Annotated in this window: 13 protein-coding genes; 9 read left to right on the top strand and 4 right to left on the bottom strand. The window is 61.1% G+C overall.

All coding sequences use genetic code 11. From position 1 onward, the window contains the following. Nucleotides 1-35 precede the first annotated feature (35 nt). The 5 genes from SPI01S_RS10635 to SPI01S_RS10615 are packed head-to-tail and all read left to right on the top strand — an operon-like array spanning nt 36 to nt 4,857. A complete protein-coding gene (locus SPI01S_RS10635; protein ID WP_066721953.1) occupies nt 36-1,982 on the top strand; it encodes a copper resistance system multicopper oxidase in 1,947 nt (648 codons plus the stop codon). Continuing rightward, complete coding sequence (locus SPI01S_RS10630; RefSeq protein WP_066721952.1) at nt 1,979-3,190, top strand: copper resistance protein B; 1,212 nt, start codon at nt 1,979-1,981, stop codon at nt 3,188-3,190. Before SPI01S_RS10635 ends, SPI01S_RS10630 begins: the two co-directional genes overlap by 4 nt. Continuing rightward, a complete protein-coding gene (locus SPI01S_RS10625; protein ID WP_066721951.1) occupies nt 3,181-3,933 on the top strand; it encodes a PepSY domain-containing protein in 753 nt (250 codons plus the stop codon). The genes SPI01S_RS10630 and SPI01S_RS10625 overlap by 10 nt, the downstream gene beginning before the upstream one ends. Before the next feature lie 36 nt (nt 3,934-3,969). Further along, entirely contained in the window at nt 3,970-4,359 is a 390-nt protein-coding gene (locus tag SPI01S_RS10620; RefSeq protein ID WP_066721949.1) for a DUF305 domain-containing protein, read from the top strand. Between the two features lie 54 nt (nt 4,360-4,413). Next, entirely contained in the window at nt 4,414-4,857 is a 444-nt protein-coding gene (locus tag SPI01S_RS10615; protein ID WP_066721948.1) for a DUF411 domain-containing protein, read from the top strand. Between the two features lie 31 nt (nt 4,858-4,888). Here the strand turns inward: SPI01S_RS10615 and SPI01S_RS10610 are convergent, their stop codons facing one another. Continuing rightward, entirely contained in the window at nt 4,889-5,098 is a 210-nt protein-coding gene (locus SPI01S_RS10610) for a hypothetical protein (protein ID WP_066721947.1), read from the bottom strand. 584 nt (nt 5,099-5,682) lie between these two features. Beyond that, nucleotides 5,683-6,087, bottom strand: coding sequence for a MerR family transcriptional regulator (locus SPI01S_RS10605; RefSeq protein ID WP_066721946.1), 405 nt, complete (start codon nt 6,085-6,087; stop codon nt 5,683-5,685). A 65-nt stretch (nt 6,088-6,152) separates the two neighbouring features. On the opposite strand from SPI01S_RS10605, the gene SPI01S_RS21800 reads away from it, so the two are divergent. Further along, nucleotides 6,153-6,842 carry a cation efflux transmembrane domain-containing protein gene (locus tag SPI01S_RS21800; RefSeq protein WP_084253396.1) on the top strand — a complete coding sequence of 230 codons (690 nt, stop codon included), beginning with the start codon at nt 6,153-6,155 and terminating at the stop codon, nt 6,840-6,842. Here the strand turns inward: SPI01S_RS21800 and SPI01S_RS10600 are convergent. Then, nucleotides 6,770-8,746, bottom strand: a complete 1,977-nt coding sequence (locus SPI01S_RS10600) for a TonB-dependent receptor plug domain-containing protein (RefSeq protein ID WP_066721945.1) — start codon at nt 8,744-8,746, stop codon at nt 6,770-6,772. The genes SPI01S_RS21800 and SPI01S_RS10600 overlap by 73 nt on opposite strands. Nucleotides 8,747-8,977: 231 nt before the next feature. Between SPI01S_RS10600 and SPI01S_RS10595 the strand changes: the two genes are divergently transcribed. From SPI01S_RS10595 to SPI01S_RS10580, 3 genes are all read left to right on the top strand, one after another. After that, entirely contained in the window at nt 8,978-9,556 is a 579-nt protein-coding gene (locus SPI01S_RS10595) for a recombinase family protein (protein WP_066721943.1), read from the top strand. A 953-nt stretch (nt 9,557-10,509) separates the two neighbouring features. Continuing rightward, nucleotides 10,510-11,190, top strand: coding sequence for an AAA family ATPase (locus tag SPI01S_RS10590; RefSeq protein WP_066721942.1), 681 nt, complete (start codon nt 10,510-10,512; stop codon nt 11,188-11,190). Between the two features lie 1,390 nt (nt 11,191-12,580). After that, entirely contained in the window at nt 12,581-12,865 is a 285-nt protein-coding gene (locus SPI01S_RS10580) for a hypothetical protein (protein ID WP_066721935.1), read from the top strand. Here SPI01S_RS10580 and SPI01S_RS10575 read toward each other — a convergent pair. After that, nucleotides 12,862-15,636: a conjugal transfer protein TraG N-terminal domain-containing protein gene (locus tag SPI01S_RS10575; RefSeq protein ID WP_066721933.1), complete on the bottom strand. Its 2,775-nt coding sequence runs from the start codon at nt 15,634-15,636 to the stop codon at nt 12,862-12,864. The two genes, SPI01S_RS10580 and SPI01S_RS10575, sit on opposite strands and share 4 nt — an antisense overlap. Nucleotides 15,637-15,638 lie beyond the last annotated feature (2 nt).

The following is a 15,638-nucleotide window of genomic DNA, read 5'->3' as shown; positions in this document are numbered from 1 at the left end:
ACGGGCCGGCAGCGGCTCAATCCCAAGGAGCTACCATGTCGCGCGTTCTAGACCGCCGCCAACTGCTGCGCGGTGCAACTCTTGCAGGAAGCGGCGTCGCGCTGTCGGCATATATGCCGGCATGGGCGCAGCCCGTTTCCGCCGGTATCGTGAAGCCCCTGCCTACCGTCTCGGGCGATGAAATTCGGCTCCGGGTCGCACACCAGATGATGATGATCGACGGACGGCAGAGCCACGCCATTGGCATCAATGGCACTGTGCCCGCGCCGCTGATCCGATTGCGGGAAGGTCAGACCGTACGGCTGCATGTCGAGAACGGACTCGATGAGCAGACCTCGTTGCACTGGCACGGCCTGATCGTGCCGTTCCAGATGGACGGCGTGCCGGGCGTTGCCTTCCCCGGCATCGAGAAGCGCACGACCTTCACCTACGAGTTCCCGATCGTGCAGGCTGGCACCTATTGGTATCACAGCCATTCCGGCTTGCAGGAGCAGATGGGGCTTTACGGCCCGATTGTGATCGACCCCAAGGGCGTCGATCCGATCCAGTCGGATCGCGAGCACGTTATCGTGCTGTCCGACCATAGCCAGCTCCACCCGCATCGCATCTTCATGAAGCTCAAGAAGCAGTCGGGCTATTTCAATCGGCAACAGCAGACGCTCGCGGGCTTGCTCAAGGGCGAGGACCAGCCGCTCAAGGAGCGCCTCGATTGGGGCAAGATGCGGATGGACCCGACCGACGTCGCCGACGTGACGGGTTCAAACTACACCTATCTCGTCAACGGCCACGGGCCGCAGGACAATTGGACGGGGCTGTTCAGACCGGGCGAGCGGGTGCGGCTGCGTGTCATCAACGCGTCCGCGATGACGACCTTCAACGTCCGGATTCCGGGTTTGAAGCTGAGCGTCGTCCAGGCGGACGGCCTCAACGTCCGTCCGGTTGAGGTCGATGAGTTCCAGATCGGCGTGGCCGAGACCTACGATGTTATCGTTACTCCAACGGACGAGCGCGCCTACACGTTGGTCGGCGAGAGCGTCGACAGGTCCGGCATGGCGCGCGCGACGCTCGCACCACGCGAAGGCATGGCTGCGGAAGTCCCGCCACTCCGTAAACGTCCCGTTGCGACCATGAAAGACATGGGGATGGACATGAACATGGACATGTCGAGCGGCGGTTCGATGCAGGGCATGGACCATAGTGCCATGCCTGGGATGGATCATGGATCGATGGCCACGGCTGAAAAGCCCGCCGCTGCGATGGACCACTCGCAGATGGGCCACGGTGCTGCCGGTGCCGGTGCGGGCGGAATGGCCGGCATGACCGGTATGGATCATGGCGCGATGCAGTCGGGTGCTACGATGCCAGGCATGGCAGGCGCGCCGGACGCCGCAGGCAGTATGGCGATGGGCGGCATGGCAGGCATGGACATGAACATGCGCGACTTCTCGAAAGCGCCGGGCGTGAAGAAGGGGCCGGGTGTCCAGACCATCTCGCCGATGCCGATGGATCGTACCGGCGACCCCGGTCAGGGTCTGGAGAATGTCGGGCATCGTGTGCTGAATTACCGCGATCTGGTCGCGGTCGATCGCAATCCCGATCTGCGCTCGCCGGCGCGCGAGGTGCAGATCCACCTTACCGGCAACATGGAACGCTACATGTGGGCGCTCGACGGTGAAAAGCTGTCCGAGGTGAAGGCACCGATCCCGTTCCTTGCCGGCGAACGCGTCCGCGTCACGCTGGTCAACGACACAATGATGGGCCACCCTATCCACTTGCACGGCCACTTTTTCGAGTTGGTGACGGGCCACGGCGCGTACAGCCCGAGAAAGCATACTGTGATGGTCCAACCGGGGGGCAAGGTCAGTTGGGACGTGACCGCCAACGAGGGCGACTGGGCATTCCACTGCCACATGCTCTACCACATGCACGCGGGCATGATGCAGGTCGTCCAGGTTCGTTCGGCGAAGGGAGAAGCGGCATGAAGGCGCTGCTTCTCGCCGGGATCGGCGCGCTGGTCGCCACGGCACCTGCCATGGCACAGACGATGGACCATTCGATGATGCCGGGCATGAGTATGCCTGGCATGAAGATGCCGGCAAAAAAACCGGTCACGAAATCGAGGCCGACACCCAAGAAGGCTCCTGCCAAAAAAACCGTGACTAGGAAGGTGCCGGCAAAGCGTTCCTCCCGGCCTCCTGCCGATCCGCATGCCGGACACATGATGCCCGGCATGGACATGAGCGGTGCGAACGCGGCCAATCCGCACGCCGGCCACGACATGTCCCAAATGTCAGGCATGAACCCTGCTCCGGCTACTGCGACAGGCGAGCACACCGGCCATGATATGTCGGCGATGCCCGGCATGGAGATGGCATCGGGCCAGCCCATGCAGCATGACATGTCTTCAATGCCGGGAACGGCGACCGTGCCTGTCGGTACAGACCTGAAGCCGGGCAACGCTCCCGCGCCTGCCCCATCTCCGGTGCTGGCGGCGTCGCGCTATTATGGCGAGGCGACCATGACCGATGCCAATCGCGATCTGCGCCGTGAGCATGGCGGAATGACCTACTACCAGGTCCTGTTTAATCTTGCCGAGTATCAGGCACGCAAAGGCGGGGATGGCTATCGGTGGGATGGCGAGGCTTGGATTGGAGGCGACATCAATCGCCTCACCTTGAAGAGCGAGGGCGAAGGCACGTTCGGCAAACCGCTCGAAGCAGCCGAGGTACAAGCGCTCTATAGCCGCGCGCTTGATCCCTACTGGAACCTCCAAGCCGGCGTCCGCTATGACTTCAAGCCAAACCCGTCGCGCACCTATGCGACGATCGGGGTAGAAGGGCTTGCACCCTATTGGTTTGACGTAGAGGGGGCACTGTTCCTTTCCGATAAGGGCAATGTGCTTGGCCGAGCCGAGGCATGGTACGATGAGCGAGTGACGCAATTCTTCGTCCTTCAGCCCCGCGTGGAAGCCAACTTCGCGGCCCAGGACGTGCAACAGGATGGCATCGGATCGGGGCTTACGGACCTCGAACTAGGGCTTCGGCTGCGCTACGAAAAATCCCGCGAGTTCGCCCCCTACATCGGTGTGTCATGGGAACGGCAATTCGGCGACACGGCACGCTTCACGAGAGCACGCGGTGATGACACAGGCGGCTTCAGCTTCGTTGCGGGCGTGAGGACCTGGTTCTGAGGAGCGGCAGGCTCCGCCTTCATGTCGCTGCCAGCAAGCTCCATCGCTGGCTGGCGCTGATTATCGGGGTGCAGCTACTGCTCTGGTTCTGCAGCGGCTTGTTGATGAGTATCCTGCCGATCGAGCGGGTACGAGGAGAACATCTCGTTGCACGCGAAAGCACGGCGACGATCGGTCCGGCTCAGGAGTTCGCTTCCCCGGCATCGGTGTTGGGCGCTGCTCCCAGCCCGGTGCGCGAACTCCGCTATACGACCTTGCTCGGAAAACCCGTCGCTGAGTTGACGATGGCTAACGGCACGGTCCGGATGCACGACGCCCGGACCGGTTTGCCGATGCCGCGCATCGATGCGCCCTTTGCGCTGAGAGTTGCACGCGCAGCATATCGTGGCCCCAGTGTGTCTGTTGCATCCGTCGTGCTTGCTCGAAGAGCGAGCACCGAGTTTCATGGCAAGCTGCCGGTCTGGCGCGTGGAGTTCAAAGACGCCGAGGCGACCCGCGTGTTCGTATCACCGGAGAACGGCAGGATCGTCGGGGTCCGAACCGGCACGTGGCGGCTCTATGATTTTTTCTGGGGTCTCCACATCATGGACTGGAAAAACCATGAGAACTTCAACACCCCTTGGATGATGGCGTTCGCAGCCGGGGGGTTAGCTCTTGCCGTTGCAGGGGTGGTGCTACTCTACATGCGCTGGCCGCGACGCAGGCGAAGAAAAGTCCAAGGGGTGCGCGACGTGGCCGCGTAACTCTCTCTAGTGGGGGATTACCTCGGGAGAACGACCATGAAGACCATTACCACGATCAGCATTTTAGCTGCGGCGCTCGCCGCAAGTCCGCTCGCTGCACAGAGCAGCATGGCCGGTATGGATCATAGCCAGATGCAGGGTATGGACCATTCCAAGATGATGAATGATCCGGGCAATCCTTATGCCGCCTCCGAGATGGACATGCATCAGAAGATGATGGCTGCGAAGCAGGGAGACGCATCGGAGATGTGGACCCGCAAGATGATCGAACATCATCGCGGGGCCGTCACGATGTCGCGCGTGGCACTTCGGGACGCGAAGGATGCCGATACGAAGCGCATGGCACAAATGACCATCACGAAGCAGGAAAAGGACATTGCCGAGCTTCAGGGCTGGCTAAAGTCTCACGGCAAGCGCGCCCAGTAAGGCCGTTGGCAGAACCCCGCCCCTTGGGCGGGGCTTCACCACAGGAGTTTAGCGATGAGATTTTCGATCCGGAGCGCGATCATTGCCGCAGCGATGATGACCCCGGCTGTCGCCGTAGCGGCGAACAGCATCGCGATGCATCGCGATCCAGGTTGCGGCTGTTGCGAGCAGTGGGCGAAGCGGGTCCGTCAGCAGTTCGGCCGCAACGTGCAGATCATTGATGACGCCCGCCGCGATGTGCTTCAGCGCAAGATGGGCGTCCCCGTTGACCTCAGTTCATGTCACACTGCGATCATCGACGGCATGGCGTTCGAGGGCCACGTTCCGATCGCCGACATGAAGCGGGCACTCGCGCAGCATCCTAAAGGCGTGAGCGGGCTTGCCGTGGCGGGTATGCCGATGGGGTCACCCGGCATGGAAGTGCCGGGCATGAAAGCCCAGCCCTACGAGGTGATCGCGTTCGGACCAACCGGACGCAAGGTGTTCGCCCGTCATTAAAAGAGGGAGGCGCGAACGCCTCCCTCCCCAATTACTTCTTCGGCATGCCGGACATGTCGTGGCCGGCATGGTCTCCATGCTTGCCGCTTTTCATGTCGGCGCAGCAGTCGCCTTTCCCATCCTTGCAGCAGTCAGCACCTTCTTTGCAGCATACCATGTCGGCACAGCAGGAGCCGCCCGCGAACGCGGCGGTGGGAAGGGCAAGCGCCAATGCGGCACCGATCAGCTTGAGCTTGGTCATTAGAATCTCCGTCGATTGAATGTGTGAACTATCGGAAACGTCACACGGTTCGCGGAGGAGGCGTCGGTAGCGGCACGGACCAACCGTCCATGCTAGAGGCGCGTGATGCCCAATGTGCGATTGGCAGCATGGGGCCGAGGTCAACGGGCGCAAGGGCGTGACCGGGGACAGCCACGCAGGGCGTTGCACAGGCGGCCTGGGGGATCATTTTCTTGGGCGTTGGCGAGCCCTTCACGTCCCCGCAGTCGGTCATCGCTGACGCGATCGGCGTGGCTTGAGCAGCGGCCTCGCAAAACGGCCCAAGGCGCATGAGCAACAGACCCGCAAGCACGGTGAGACCCGCAATACGGAGTAGTTGCGAAAAAAGGCGCGAGGCGTATTCCACACTTCTCATCGGCACGTATCAGCTCGATTGTCAATCGGCGCTACCGGCATCTGGCGGCAGGCGCGTCAACTCGTGACCGATACTAGGCGCGCACGGATCGGGGAGAGTACGTCTGCCCCCCGCCTTCCCGCAAACGAACGAGAAACGTGAAACGCTAAGCCATCTCGAAACCCGTCCGGCAGAGAAGTTAGGGAAGATCCTAACCGTCCACAGATGGTCCTAAAGCTTCAATGATCCGGCATTCGGCAATGGTACCGCCATCGCATGAATCGATCACCGCCTTCAGTTCGCGACGGAGGGCACCCAGGTCAGCAAGCTTTCGATCAACCTCGCGCAAATGCTCGTTGGCAATGCGGTCGATGCCGGCGCAGTCACAGCTACGGTCGTCGGATAGACCTAGTAGCGCCCGCACCTGATCGAGCGAAAAGCCCAGATCGCGGGCGCGGCGGATGAACGACAGGCGACCTAGCTCCGCCTGCCCATAATCGCGGTAATTACCCGCCGTGCGTGGCGGTTTCGGCAACAGACCGATGCGCTCGTAATAGCGCACTGTCTCAACCTTCGTGTTCGTCGCCTTGCTCAGATCACCGATTGTCAGCGCCATGCCTTGACCCTGTAGCTACTACAGACCCTACATAGGGCGTCATCAAACATTTGTGAGGTGACGGCATGGCAGGAGGTTGTTGCGGCGGTTGCGCCGCCCCCGCCGCGAAGAATGAGGATCGGGCGTGGCGGCGAGCGCTTTGGATCGCGCTGGCGATCAACGCCGGCATGTTCGGCGTCGAGATCGCAGCCGGCGTTTCGGCGCAGTCGGCATCCCTCAAGGCCGATGCGCTCGACTTCCTTGGTGACACTGCAAACTATGCGATCAGCCTTGGCGTAGCCGGCTTTGCGCTCCGTTGGCGCGCGCGCGCCGCTCTGGTGAAAGGCGGTTCGCTGATCCTGCTTAGCGCGTGGGTAATCGGTAGCACCGTCTGGATGGCAACGAGAGGCACGCTCCCGGCCGCTGAAACGATGGGTGTTGTGGGCGGACTGGCGCTCACCGCAAACCTGATATGCGCCGTCATTCTCTGGCGTCATCGACATGGCGAAGCCAATCGGCGGTCTGTCTGGATATGTTCGCGCAACGACGCGATCGGCAACATCGCGGTCGTGGCGGCCGCGTTTGGAGTATTCGGCACGGGCACCGGCTGGCCGGATATCGCGGTTGCCGTGATCCTCGCGGGGCTTGGGCTGTCGGGAGGCTGGCAGATCATACGTCAGGCCCGCGCGGAATTGCACGAGGGTCAATCGGCACCAGCGCTGAACCGGAAGCGCACGCCCCCGTTGATCGTGCGGCCTTCCAGCGAAGCCCATTGATCCACAGTCCACGCGCCATCCGGCGCGCGGGATGGCAGCAGCAGCGGGTTATAGCGGGTCTGGCGGACGTTCAGCAGGTTCTCCGCGTTGACGAACAGGCTGACCGATCCCAGCACAAGCTCCCCCATCGCGCCCAGCTCGACATAAGGCCGGCTCCGCGATCGGTAGGGGTTGTCCTCCAAACCCTGCCGGCCCGTGTAATAGGCTTCCAGACCGAGCCGACCCCGGCCGCGCTTTTCCCAAACAGCCGTCAGGCCAGCGGTATCACGCGGGGTCAGTGGCACAGCGCGGCGTCCTAAGGCGTCCGGGTTCGGCTCCGTCGCATCGGTGTGGACGTAGCTGCCCGTGAAAGTGATCGCCTTTAAATGATAGCGCAGCAGCAGTTCGGCTCCCCGCGTGCGGGTTACGCCATCGGCGTTGGCAAGCGCGACCCGATCAGCGGCAATATCGCGAAGTTGCACGGCATGGTCGATGTTCGAGCCGAACAGCGTCAGGCTCGCCTCAACAGGGCCTCGCGCATAGCCGAAGTCGATCGACGCGCTGTCCGCCGTCTCGGCACGAAGCCCACGCAGCGGATCAAGCCGAGACAGTCCGGCCGCCTCGATTTCCTCAACGAACGGCGTGGGCGCGTAGAAGCCCCGGCCGAGTGACGCCCGCACCGTCCACGGTCCCGGCTTGAACAGCATCGACACACGCGGGCTTAGCCGGGAGCCATATTCGCTATGATCGTCCCAGCGCGCGCTTCCCGCAAGCGTCAGGTCCGGCAACAGCTTTTGCTCCAGTTGCGCGAACAGCGCCGGCACCCGGTAGGTGTAGTCAAACGCGGGAAAGGTGCGAGAGCGGTAGGTGTCCACCTGATAGGCTGCACCGGCAAGCCATGTGGTCGCACCCGTACCGCCGCCTAGCGATGTTTCGGTCAACAGCGTGCGGTGACGATCATTCTCCACGACGTTGCCGAAACGGTGAAGATGCGACTGGGTGACGCCCGACGCGCGGAGGTACAGCGTGCCCAGCCCCTCAATCGGGGTTTGAGCGTTTAACCCGGCATCGAGGCGACGGCTGCGCTGATTCTGAGGAAATGCCGTGTCATCGGGCACTACCCGCCCCGGCAGTGTTCCGCCGTTGCGCTGTTCGGTCATCGCGCCGACCGTCAGGAACGCTTTGGCCCCGTTCGCACCATCCCAGAACAGCCGGGGGCGAACGGTCCAGCGACGATAGCCGGGTATGTTCGCCCAGCCGTCACCATCCACGTCCTGCCGGTCCTGCCGGCTGAAACCACCCGTAAGCGAGTAGCTCAGATCGTCGGTGAGCGGCGCTGAATTGTAGGCGGTCACGTCCTGTCCGCCCCGGCTTGTCGCGTTCAACAGGAGTTCGCCCTGTTGTTCAGTTGCGGGCCGACGCGACACGAGGTTGATGACGCCGCCGAGCGCCGAGGGGCCATAGAGCGCCGACGCCGCACCCTTGATGATTTCGACCTGTCCAAGATCGGTAGGCGTAATTTGCAGCAGGCCGATCGAGGGCGTCTGTCCGCCATAGAGTGGCAGGCCGTCAGCAAGGATTTGCGTGTAGCGACCCTTGAGCCCCTGCACGCGGACGTTGGATGCGCCGGTAGCCGGTGACGTTACCTGTACCCGCACACCCGGCGTCTCGTTTACCAGCATGGCGATGTTGCCGGGCGACATGAGGATTTTTTCCTCGATTTCCTCCCGGTCCAGCGCCTCGACACGAATTGGTTCGTCCTGCACGCGGCGACCCGTCCGCGTCGCCTGCACAACGATATCCTCACCCTCCTCTGGTTCCTCACTGGCAGGGTGATCTTGTGCGAAGGCGGGCATAGCAGCGAACAAGGATGCCGCGATCGTAAAGGCTGTTGACGCGACAAGCCTGCGGGCATGTATCTTCATTGCAACTGCTATTCCCGAACTGCGCACCGCCTATGGATGCGTTCGGGTCATTCCATAAGGTCTGTAGCAGCTACAGGGTCAAGCGTATTTGCTCATTCCCGAAAAGGAACGTCTGGCGGGAATCTCGCCGCCTCGATCGCGCTGACGGACGCCTGTGGGTTTCGCTTTCCCAAAATCTGTTCCCGATTTAAGATTCTCGAAATTGCCAATTTCGATGGGAAAACGGGAAAGATGCTGATTGGCTATGCGCGCGTTTCAACGGCCGATCAGGACTTGGCGCTGCAAACCGACGCCCTGAACAAAGCCGGGTGCGAAAAGCTGTTCACCGATAAGGCGAGTGGTGCGAAAGCTGATCGGCCGGGGCTGATGGAAGCCCTGCGCTTCGCGCGTGCCGGCGATTGCATCGTAGTCTGGAAACTCGACCGCCTCGGCCGCTCGATCCAGGGCCTTATTACGCTGGCTGCGGACCTGTCGGCACGGAAGATCGACTTTCGATCACTCACAGACGGTTTCGACACGTCCACGGCCTCGGGACGGCTACTGTTCCATATTCTCGCCTCCGTAGCCGAAATGGAGCGCGAGTTGATAAAGGAGCGGACGATCGCCGGTTTGGCTGCGGCTCGGAAGAAGGGTGGTATCGGTAGTGGCCGGAAATCGGCGCTGACGCCGGACAAGGTAGATACGGCACGCAAGCTCCTGGCGGCGGGAGACAAGCCCGCCAAGGTCGCGAAGGTGCTACAAGTCGGCCTCTCAACCTTTTACCGTCATTTTCCTGCGAGTGAGAGGGCAGACGAAGCGGATGTAGGGTGACATTTACCCCTGACAGAACCGTGCCAATTAGCGCTGATATCTACACGCATATGTGGCGCTCGCGTTAGGTCTTTTTGCTCACCACACGTTCCTTTTCGAGAATGGCAGCTGTCGCCACCTGCCTCTCGAAACTTGCGTCCCCTTCCCCGCCGTCTTTCTCCCATTCGCAATCTCATGCCGGGGGCCTTTGAGAAACCCGCGCGGTCTCTCTGGACGATCGTCCTGTGCAATCGAGCGGGCAGCTACCTCGCCTTAGTTCGTAGACTATCCCAACTAGCAGGGGATCGCGGATTCCACCGGGCACAGCCAGCGCTCGTCGCTTCAATCGCGCGATCGCCGGCTGTACCCAGTCGCACTGAATCCGCCGCCAGCCCGGCTAAGCGCGACGATGTGTTCATGGGGTGGGCGCTAAGTCCCGGTTCGCCTTACGCACATGTTCACCGGGTGAACATGTGCGACATGCTCACATGTGGATGGGACTCCATTTTTCGGCTAACGGCCCGAGCTCGCTGCTAGGTGCCCAGCGGCACAGGCCCGCCAGGCCAACATTTGCTGTGTCACCTGCTACGAGTAAGGGACAGCCGATATGTGGGACGCGGACAGGCGAGGATGAGGCACATGTGCACTCTGCACACATGTTCACTCTGCGCACATGTTCACGCGTCCTGCTACTGCCGATTCAAACTGATGCCCTATGCAGAGGTTTAACCCTCGCACCTAAGTGAGCATGTGCACACGGGATGCAGGAGCGTGAGTGCACCAGTGATCATGCACACGTTGTGCGCAAGTGAGCATGTGAGCAAAGGCCACTCCGTGAACATGTGATCATGTTCCACACGTGACGCACGTCCGCCGTGTGGCACGTGCCCACTTGTCGCGCATGTGAACCGCGGCTACAACGATCACATGTTCCGCAAGTGCACGGTTCAAAACTACGTTCGTTGGAGTGGCAAATGCCCGTGATCACGATGCTATCCCCCAAGGGTGGGGTGGGGAAAACAACAACCGCGTTGATCCTAGCCGCCGAATTGGCGTCAAGCGGCCGCAGTGTTGTGATGATCGACGCTGACCCGAACTTCCCTCTGGCGAGGTGGGCAGGGAAAGAGGGCAGGCCCAGCAATATCGAGGTGATTCCGGAAGTGGATGAGGACGAAATCATCGGGACGATCGACGAGGCACGTAAACGTGCCGACTACGTGATCGTAGACCTGGAAGGGAAAGCAAGCGCGCGCGCCACGAACGCCCTCATGATGTCGAACCTAGCACTTATTCCCATTCAAGGCTCTGAGCTGGACGCTGTAGAGGCGGCGCGCGCCTTCAAAGTTGTACGAAATGCCGGCACCGCTAGGGAGCGCGCGCTTCCCTTCGCCGCTGTCCTCACCCGCGCGCCTGCATCGAAGCGCCTGTGGCCGCGCGACCTAAAAGCTGTCGTCGCCAACCTAAAGGAAGCTGGCATACCGATGATTCCAACCGCTCTTGCGGAGCGCGGTGCCTTTCGCGGTCTCTTCAGCATGGGTGGCACACTCGCGGAAATGACGTCGGCTGATGTTGGTTCACTGGAGAGTGCGCGTGAGAACGCTACCGCTTTTGCTGACGATGTGATCACTCTGCTTAAGGAAGGCGTGCAGGCATGACGGAGAAGCCAGGAGGAACCTCCCGGCGGAGCATCCCAAGCTTCGCCGACGACCTGGACCCTCCGATGCCAACCCCTCAGCAGCTCGCAGCGGCAAAATCAGCAGGGGAGGGGCTTGGCTTCAGGTCTGAAAAGGCGGCAGAGACGACCCGCCGAGCTCCCCGAACGAGGCAAGCTACGTTCACTGACGCGGTTCATGTGCGGGCACGGCCTGAGGATCGGCAGCGTTTCGAGGATTTCGCGTACCGTCATCGGCTATCGAAGGGCGATGCGATGACACGGCTGCTCGACTTCGCTGAGGCGGAAGAGCGGCGGCAAGCGAATGCGCCTAAGTAACGCTAGACACCGTCAGACGAAGCGGTCAGCGAGCATGATCTAGAGAGCAAATCCTTCGTTCTGAAAAAGATCTCTGCATGCACGGCGGCGGCGGGCATTGGCTATCCGCTGCCGCCGGTGCTCCCGGGCATCATGAATCATGTGGCAGCGCTGGCAAAGCGCAGCCAGGTTGGACAGTTTGTTATTGGTCGGGTCGTGATCGAGGTGTGCACAAGCTAAAACCACGCGGGTGCGCTCACACTTGGGAAGCTCTATTGCCTCAGGGGCCGCGATCGGGCGCCCCGAACCGCTGCGCCACACAAGAGCCCGCTCGTCATACCAGCGCCCGTCTCCGAGATGGGACACACAGGCAAGGTGAGGGCGCAAGCAGTGCTCGCAGCGCGAACGGGCTCGGCCGAATCTGACCAGCTTAGAGAGTTCGGGCCAATCAATGGGATACAGCCAGCGGTTTTCGGGTCGGATCGGCATCGCAATTCTATGAATCCAACCGAGCCGAATTCCAAGCATTTTGTACCGCGGCTGTTCTATACCTGATCACTCCATGTTCGTTGTTTTCACCTGAAAATGTAAAGGAAGGGTGAGCTGGATCTCTCGAGAGATGGGTTCAGCCGGGACCATCCACCCGCAGCGAGCGCACGGTTCTCCGTGACGGAGATCGAGATGGTTGCCCCAAGGCTGCTCAGGAGAACACTTGCCGCGGATTTGCGAAAACGACATGACTTAGCTCCGGGCTACGAACAGCACCGCAGCGATCGCAATGCAGCTGATAGACAGCCAAATCATGATTTGACCATAAATGTGCAGGACGAGCTTCACCCAGGGGTGTCGCTTTCGAAGCACTCCGGCAGAAGCTACGGCCACGAAAAACGTGATGCACCCAGGCAGGTACAACGACGACGATCGGCCGAGCAGGTGGTCCGCTATGGGCAAAAGCCCTAGGCAAATTACAAGAAACCACGAGAAGCCGGCGATGGCACTGTGGACCAGAGACCCGGGATGTGAAGACGTCGTGGTAGAGAAATGGACCATTGTCAGAGCCGCCTAAGAACCGGTTTATGATCCGCACGTTGCGTTTTCGGAAGCTTCATGAGAAATGGAATCCGGAGACGAAAATGCGCATTGATCCAAAGCAGCCAATCCATTGGAATCCGGATCCTTCCGCTGGCGGCCTGCCATTCTGGCAAGCCGACATCAACGGGTGGATGCGGGAGGATAAGAGCAGATCCGAACCGCCGACAAAGCAGGTGGGCTGGCGCACCTTCTGCTTGGTGGCGATTCCAGTGGTAATTCTCCTGTTGACCATCGGCATCCTCGGGGCCCTCCCACTGCTTCAGAATTAGTCCGTAGGCCGCCCGTTCGGGCGTCCGCTGGCGATATCCTCCTTCGCGGCTAATGCACGGCGGTGCTTCTCTCCAAGCAGACGGGCGCCCTCGTCCACGATTGCCGTATTTGGCTGTCCTACGGACGGGGACGAGACCGGAGCTGCGCCCCCGACACCGCCGCCATGGTAAAGTTTAGAGATGTCGCCGGCGTTGCCCGGTGTTGGAAGATCAATACCCTTTAGGGCGGGGTCATTCAGGGCCGATTGAAGTTCAGACTCAACCCGGTTGCTTCGAGAGGAAAGGAACTCTTGAACAACCGCGTTTCGCGCCTGCTCCTGAGCTGCACTGAGGTTTGTTGCATGAAGCGCCGGCAGGATGTTCGTTCCCGCGAGGTGAGCTTCTTTCTGGCTATAGAATTCCTGCAACTCGTTCGACAGGTTCTGGGACATGGCAAATCCGTGGGATTGCGCGTAGCTGACGTTTTGCTCGAGAGATCGACCAAGCTCCCGGTAGTGCCGAGCGGACTCAGAATATGCCTGAATTTTGCTAAGGGACTCTTCGATAGCTTTGGTTCGAGCATCAGACCTAGAGGATTGGGCAAACTGGCCCTGACGACTGTAAGTCCCGTCGGTCACACCAGAAGCGCCGGTGACTGACTGCTCGTCGGTGATGCTGTTGCCGATCGATGTGGTTTTATCATTGGAGTCATACGTACCGGAGGTATCCGTTTTCCCCTTCGCCGTAACGCGACTGCGATTCCAACCAACATCTCCAGTGACGCCTGCGCCAAGCTTACCGCTCAGTCCGGTGCCGCCACCTGCGCCAAGCGACGCGTCGGCGCTAACGTTGGCTCGAACGCCTCCAGAGATTTGGTCAGCGTCTGTGCGACTATCAGTCTGGTCCTTACCCCGGCGCCCGCCGGCAGAAACGGAGGCCTTGTCGTCCACCGTTTGACGGTCAGCCAGGTTATGTTGAGCCCGAAGATCGTTACTTGTTCCGCTGGTCACGCCTGATGCTGAATCAAAGCCGACGGTATTGGTTAGTGTGGTGCTGGAGCTGTTCCGGAGCGCGTGTAGATGAGACACTTCATCACGCTTAGCCTGCTCAAACCCGTCGGCAATGCGATAGGATGTCGCCGCCTGACGCGATTGAGTGGCGGTCGAGGCGATGGTCTCTTGAGGGGCAAAAGGCAGCCTGCTGATGGACGGAGTAGCGTCTATCACCTGGTTCCCGTCAGCGAAGGTCGTGAAGCCAACACCGCTGGTCCCCCTGACCGATTGGGAAAAAGCGCCCGTGCTATAGGTCTGCGCGTCAGACCACTGGTTGCTCTGACGCATGTTTGAAGTCGAGTTGGCGTAGCTGACGTTGCCGTAGGCGTAATTGCCTGTGGTCTGCTCGAGGGCGGATGCCTCGGCCGCGTTCTGCGCCGGCGCGAGCATGGATGTAGCCTGCGTCGAGACGCTCATGGCACCCTTGGCGAGCGCACCAGCCATGAACGGCACGCTCATCACCAGGAACCCGGCGATCGTCGCGGTCTCAGCGTTCACCGCGCCGATCCCGGCGAAGGTGCTCAGCGTGACGCCGCCCTCTGCGACGCCCTGGGCAGCGTACTCGCCCTTGGTCATGCAAATCATGTGGAGGATGACGTAGAGCGGCCCCCAGGATGCCAGATAGAAGAAGCCTGTCGCGTAGCCGCGGAGCGACCCGACACCGGTTTGGGGCAACAGAAAGAGCGGGAAGATCACCGGGAACATGGCGTAAAACACCACTGTCAGCACGATATTCAGGATCGGAACCCAGCTCATCGCCTGATAGGCGATCGAGTTGTACGTGTTACGGGCCTGGATGTCCGCGCGTGTCGTCGCGAAGGTGTCGATCGCAGCTGATCCAGTGCCACCGGCCATCGCATCGCGTGCTTGCATGAAGGCGTTGATGGCCGTCATCTGCCGCATCGTGCCGGTATAGTCCGAGCTGGCGTTCGTAAAGGCCGTGTTGGTGATCGGCACGTCCTCCTTAAGCTTCTGAGCTGCGAGCGCGGTCGAGAGGCGAGGGTAGGCTTCCTTGCCCCAAAGGCCTGCGTGCGCCTCGATAAGCGGCTGCCACCGGGCGCTAAGCATCTCATATGCCTGCTGGCAGGTGACGATCGCCGAATCTACGCCACCGCCGCTGGGGTCGCGCTCAAGCCAGGATTGGCCGCGCGCCTCCGAACCCGGGCCGAGATCCGCCCAAAGGTCCTTTGAGTTGGCAAGGTCAGTGAGCGATTTGTGATGCAGCATGATGTCGCCGAAGACGCACTGCTTAAAGTGCTGCTGCAGGTTGGTCGCGAACTCAGCATCGCGGATCTGGAAATTGCGCGTCGCATCGAACAGCCGCGCGCCATAAATCATGCCGTTGGTGGAATAGTTTAGCTGGGACGGCATCGTGAACACCGTCTCGGCCGTCCGCGTGAGATAGTCGCCCACCTGACTTGTGAAGCTGGCCATCACGCCGAGCCCGAGCGGCACGTTGGCAACCGTTGCCGGCGCGAGGGAGGGGTTGATCCGGTCCGTAACCTTAATTTGGACGGTCGGCACCATGAGGCAGAGGTAGATGCCTGTGGCGGTCAGGAACCAGTTGAGCCATGCCCGAACGTTCATCGAGAAGGCGACAGCCATGAGCGAGTAGATCAGGCCGATCACCATCACGACCTTGATCAGCGACTTGTAACCGCCACCGCCGGTCCAAGCCGCTACCGCATTGAAGACGTTGACGATGTACTCGCCGCCGCCGATCGTGAACACCTCGAGCATGG

Origin of the sequence: Sphingomonas pituitosa NBRC 102491 (assembly GCF_001598435.1) — a bacterium.
Classification (GTDB): Bacteria; Pseudomonadota; Alphaproteobacteria; order Sphingomonadales; family Sphingomonadaceae; genus Sphingomonas; species Sphingomonas pituitosa.
The sequence above is the reverse complement of the archived record's forward strand: the minus strand, read 5'-3'. Positions and strand labels throughout refer to the sequence as shown.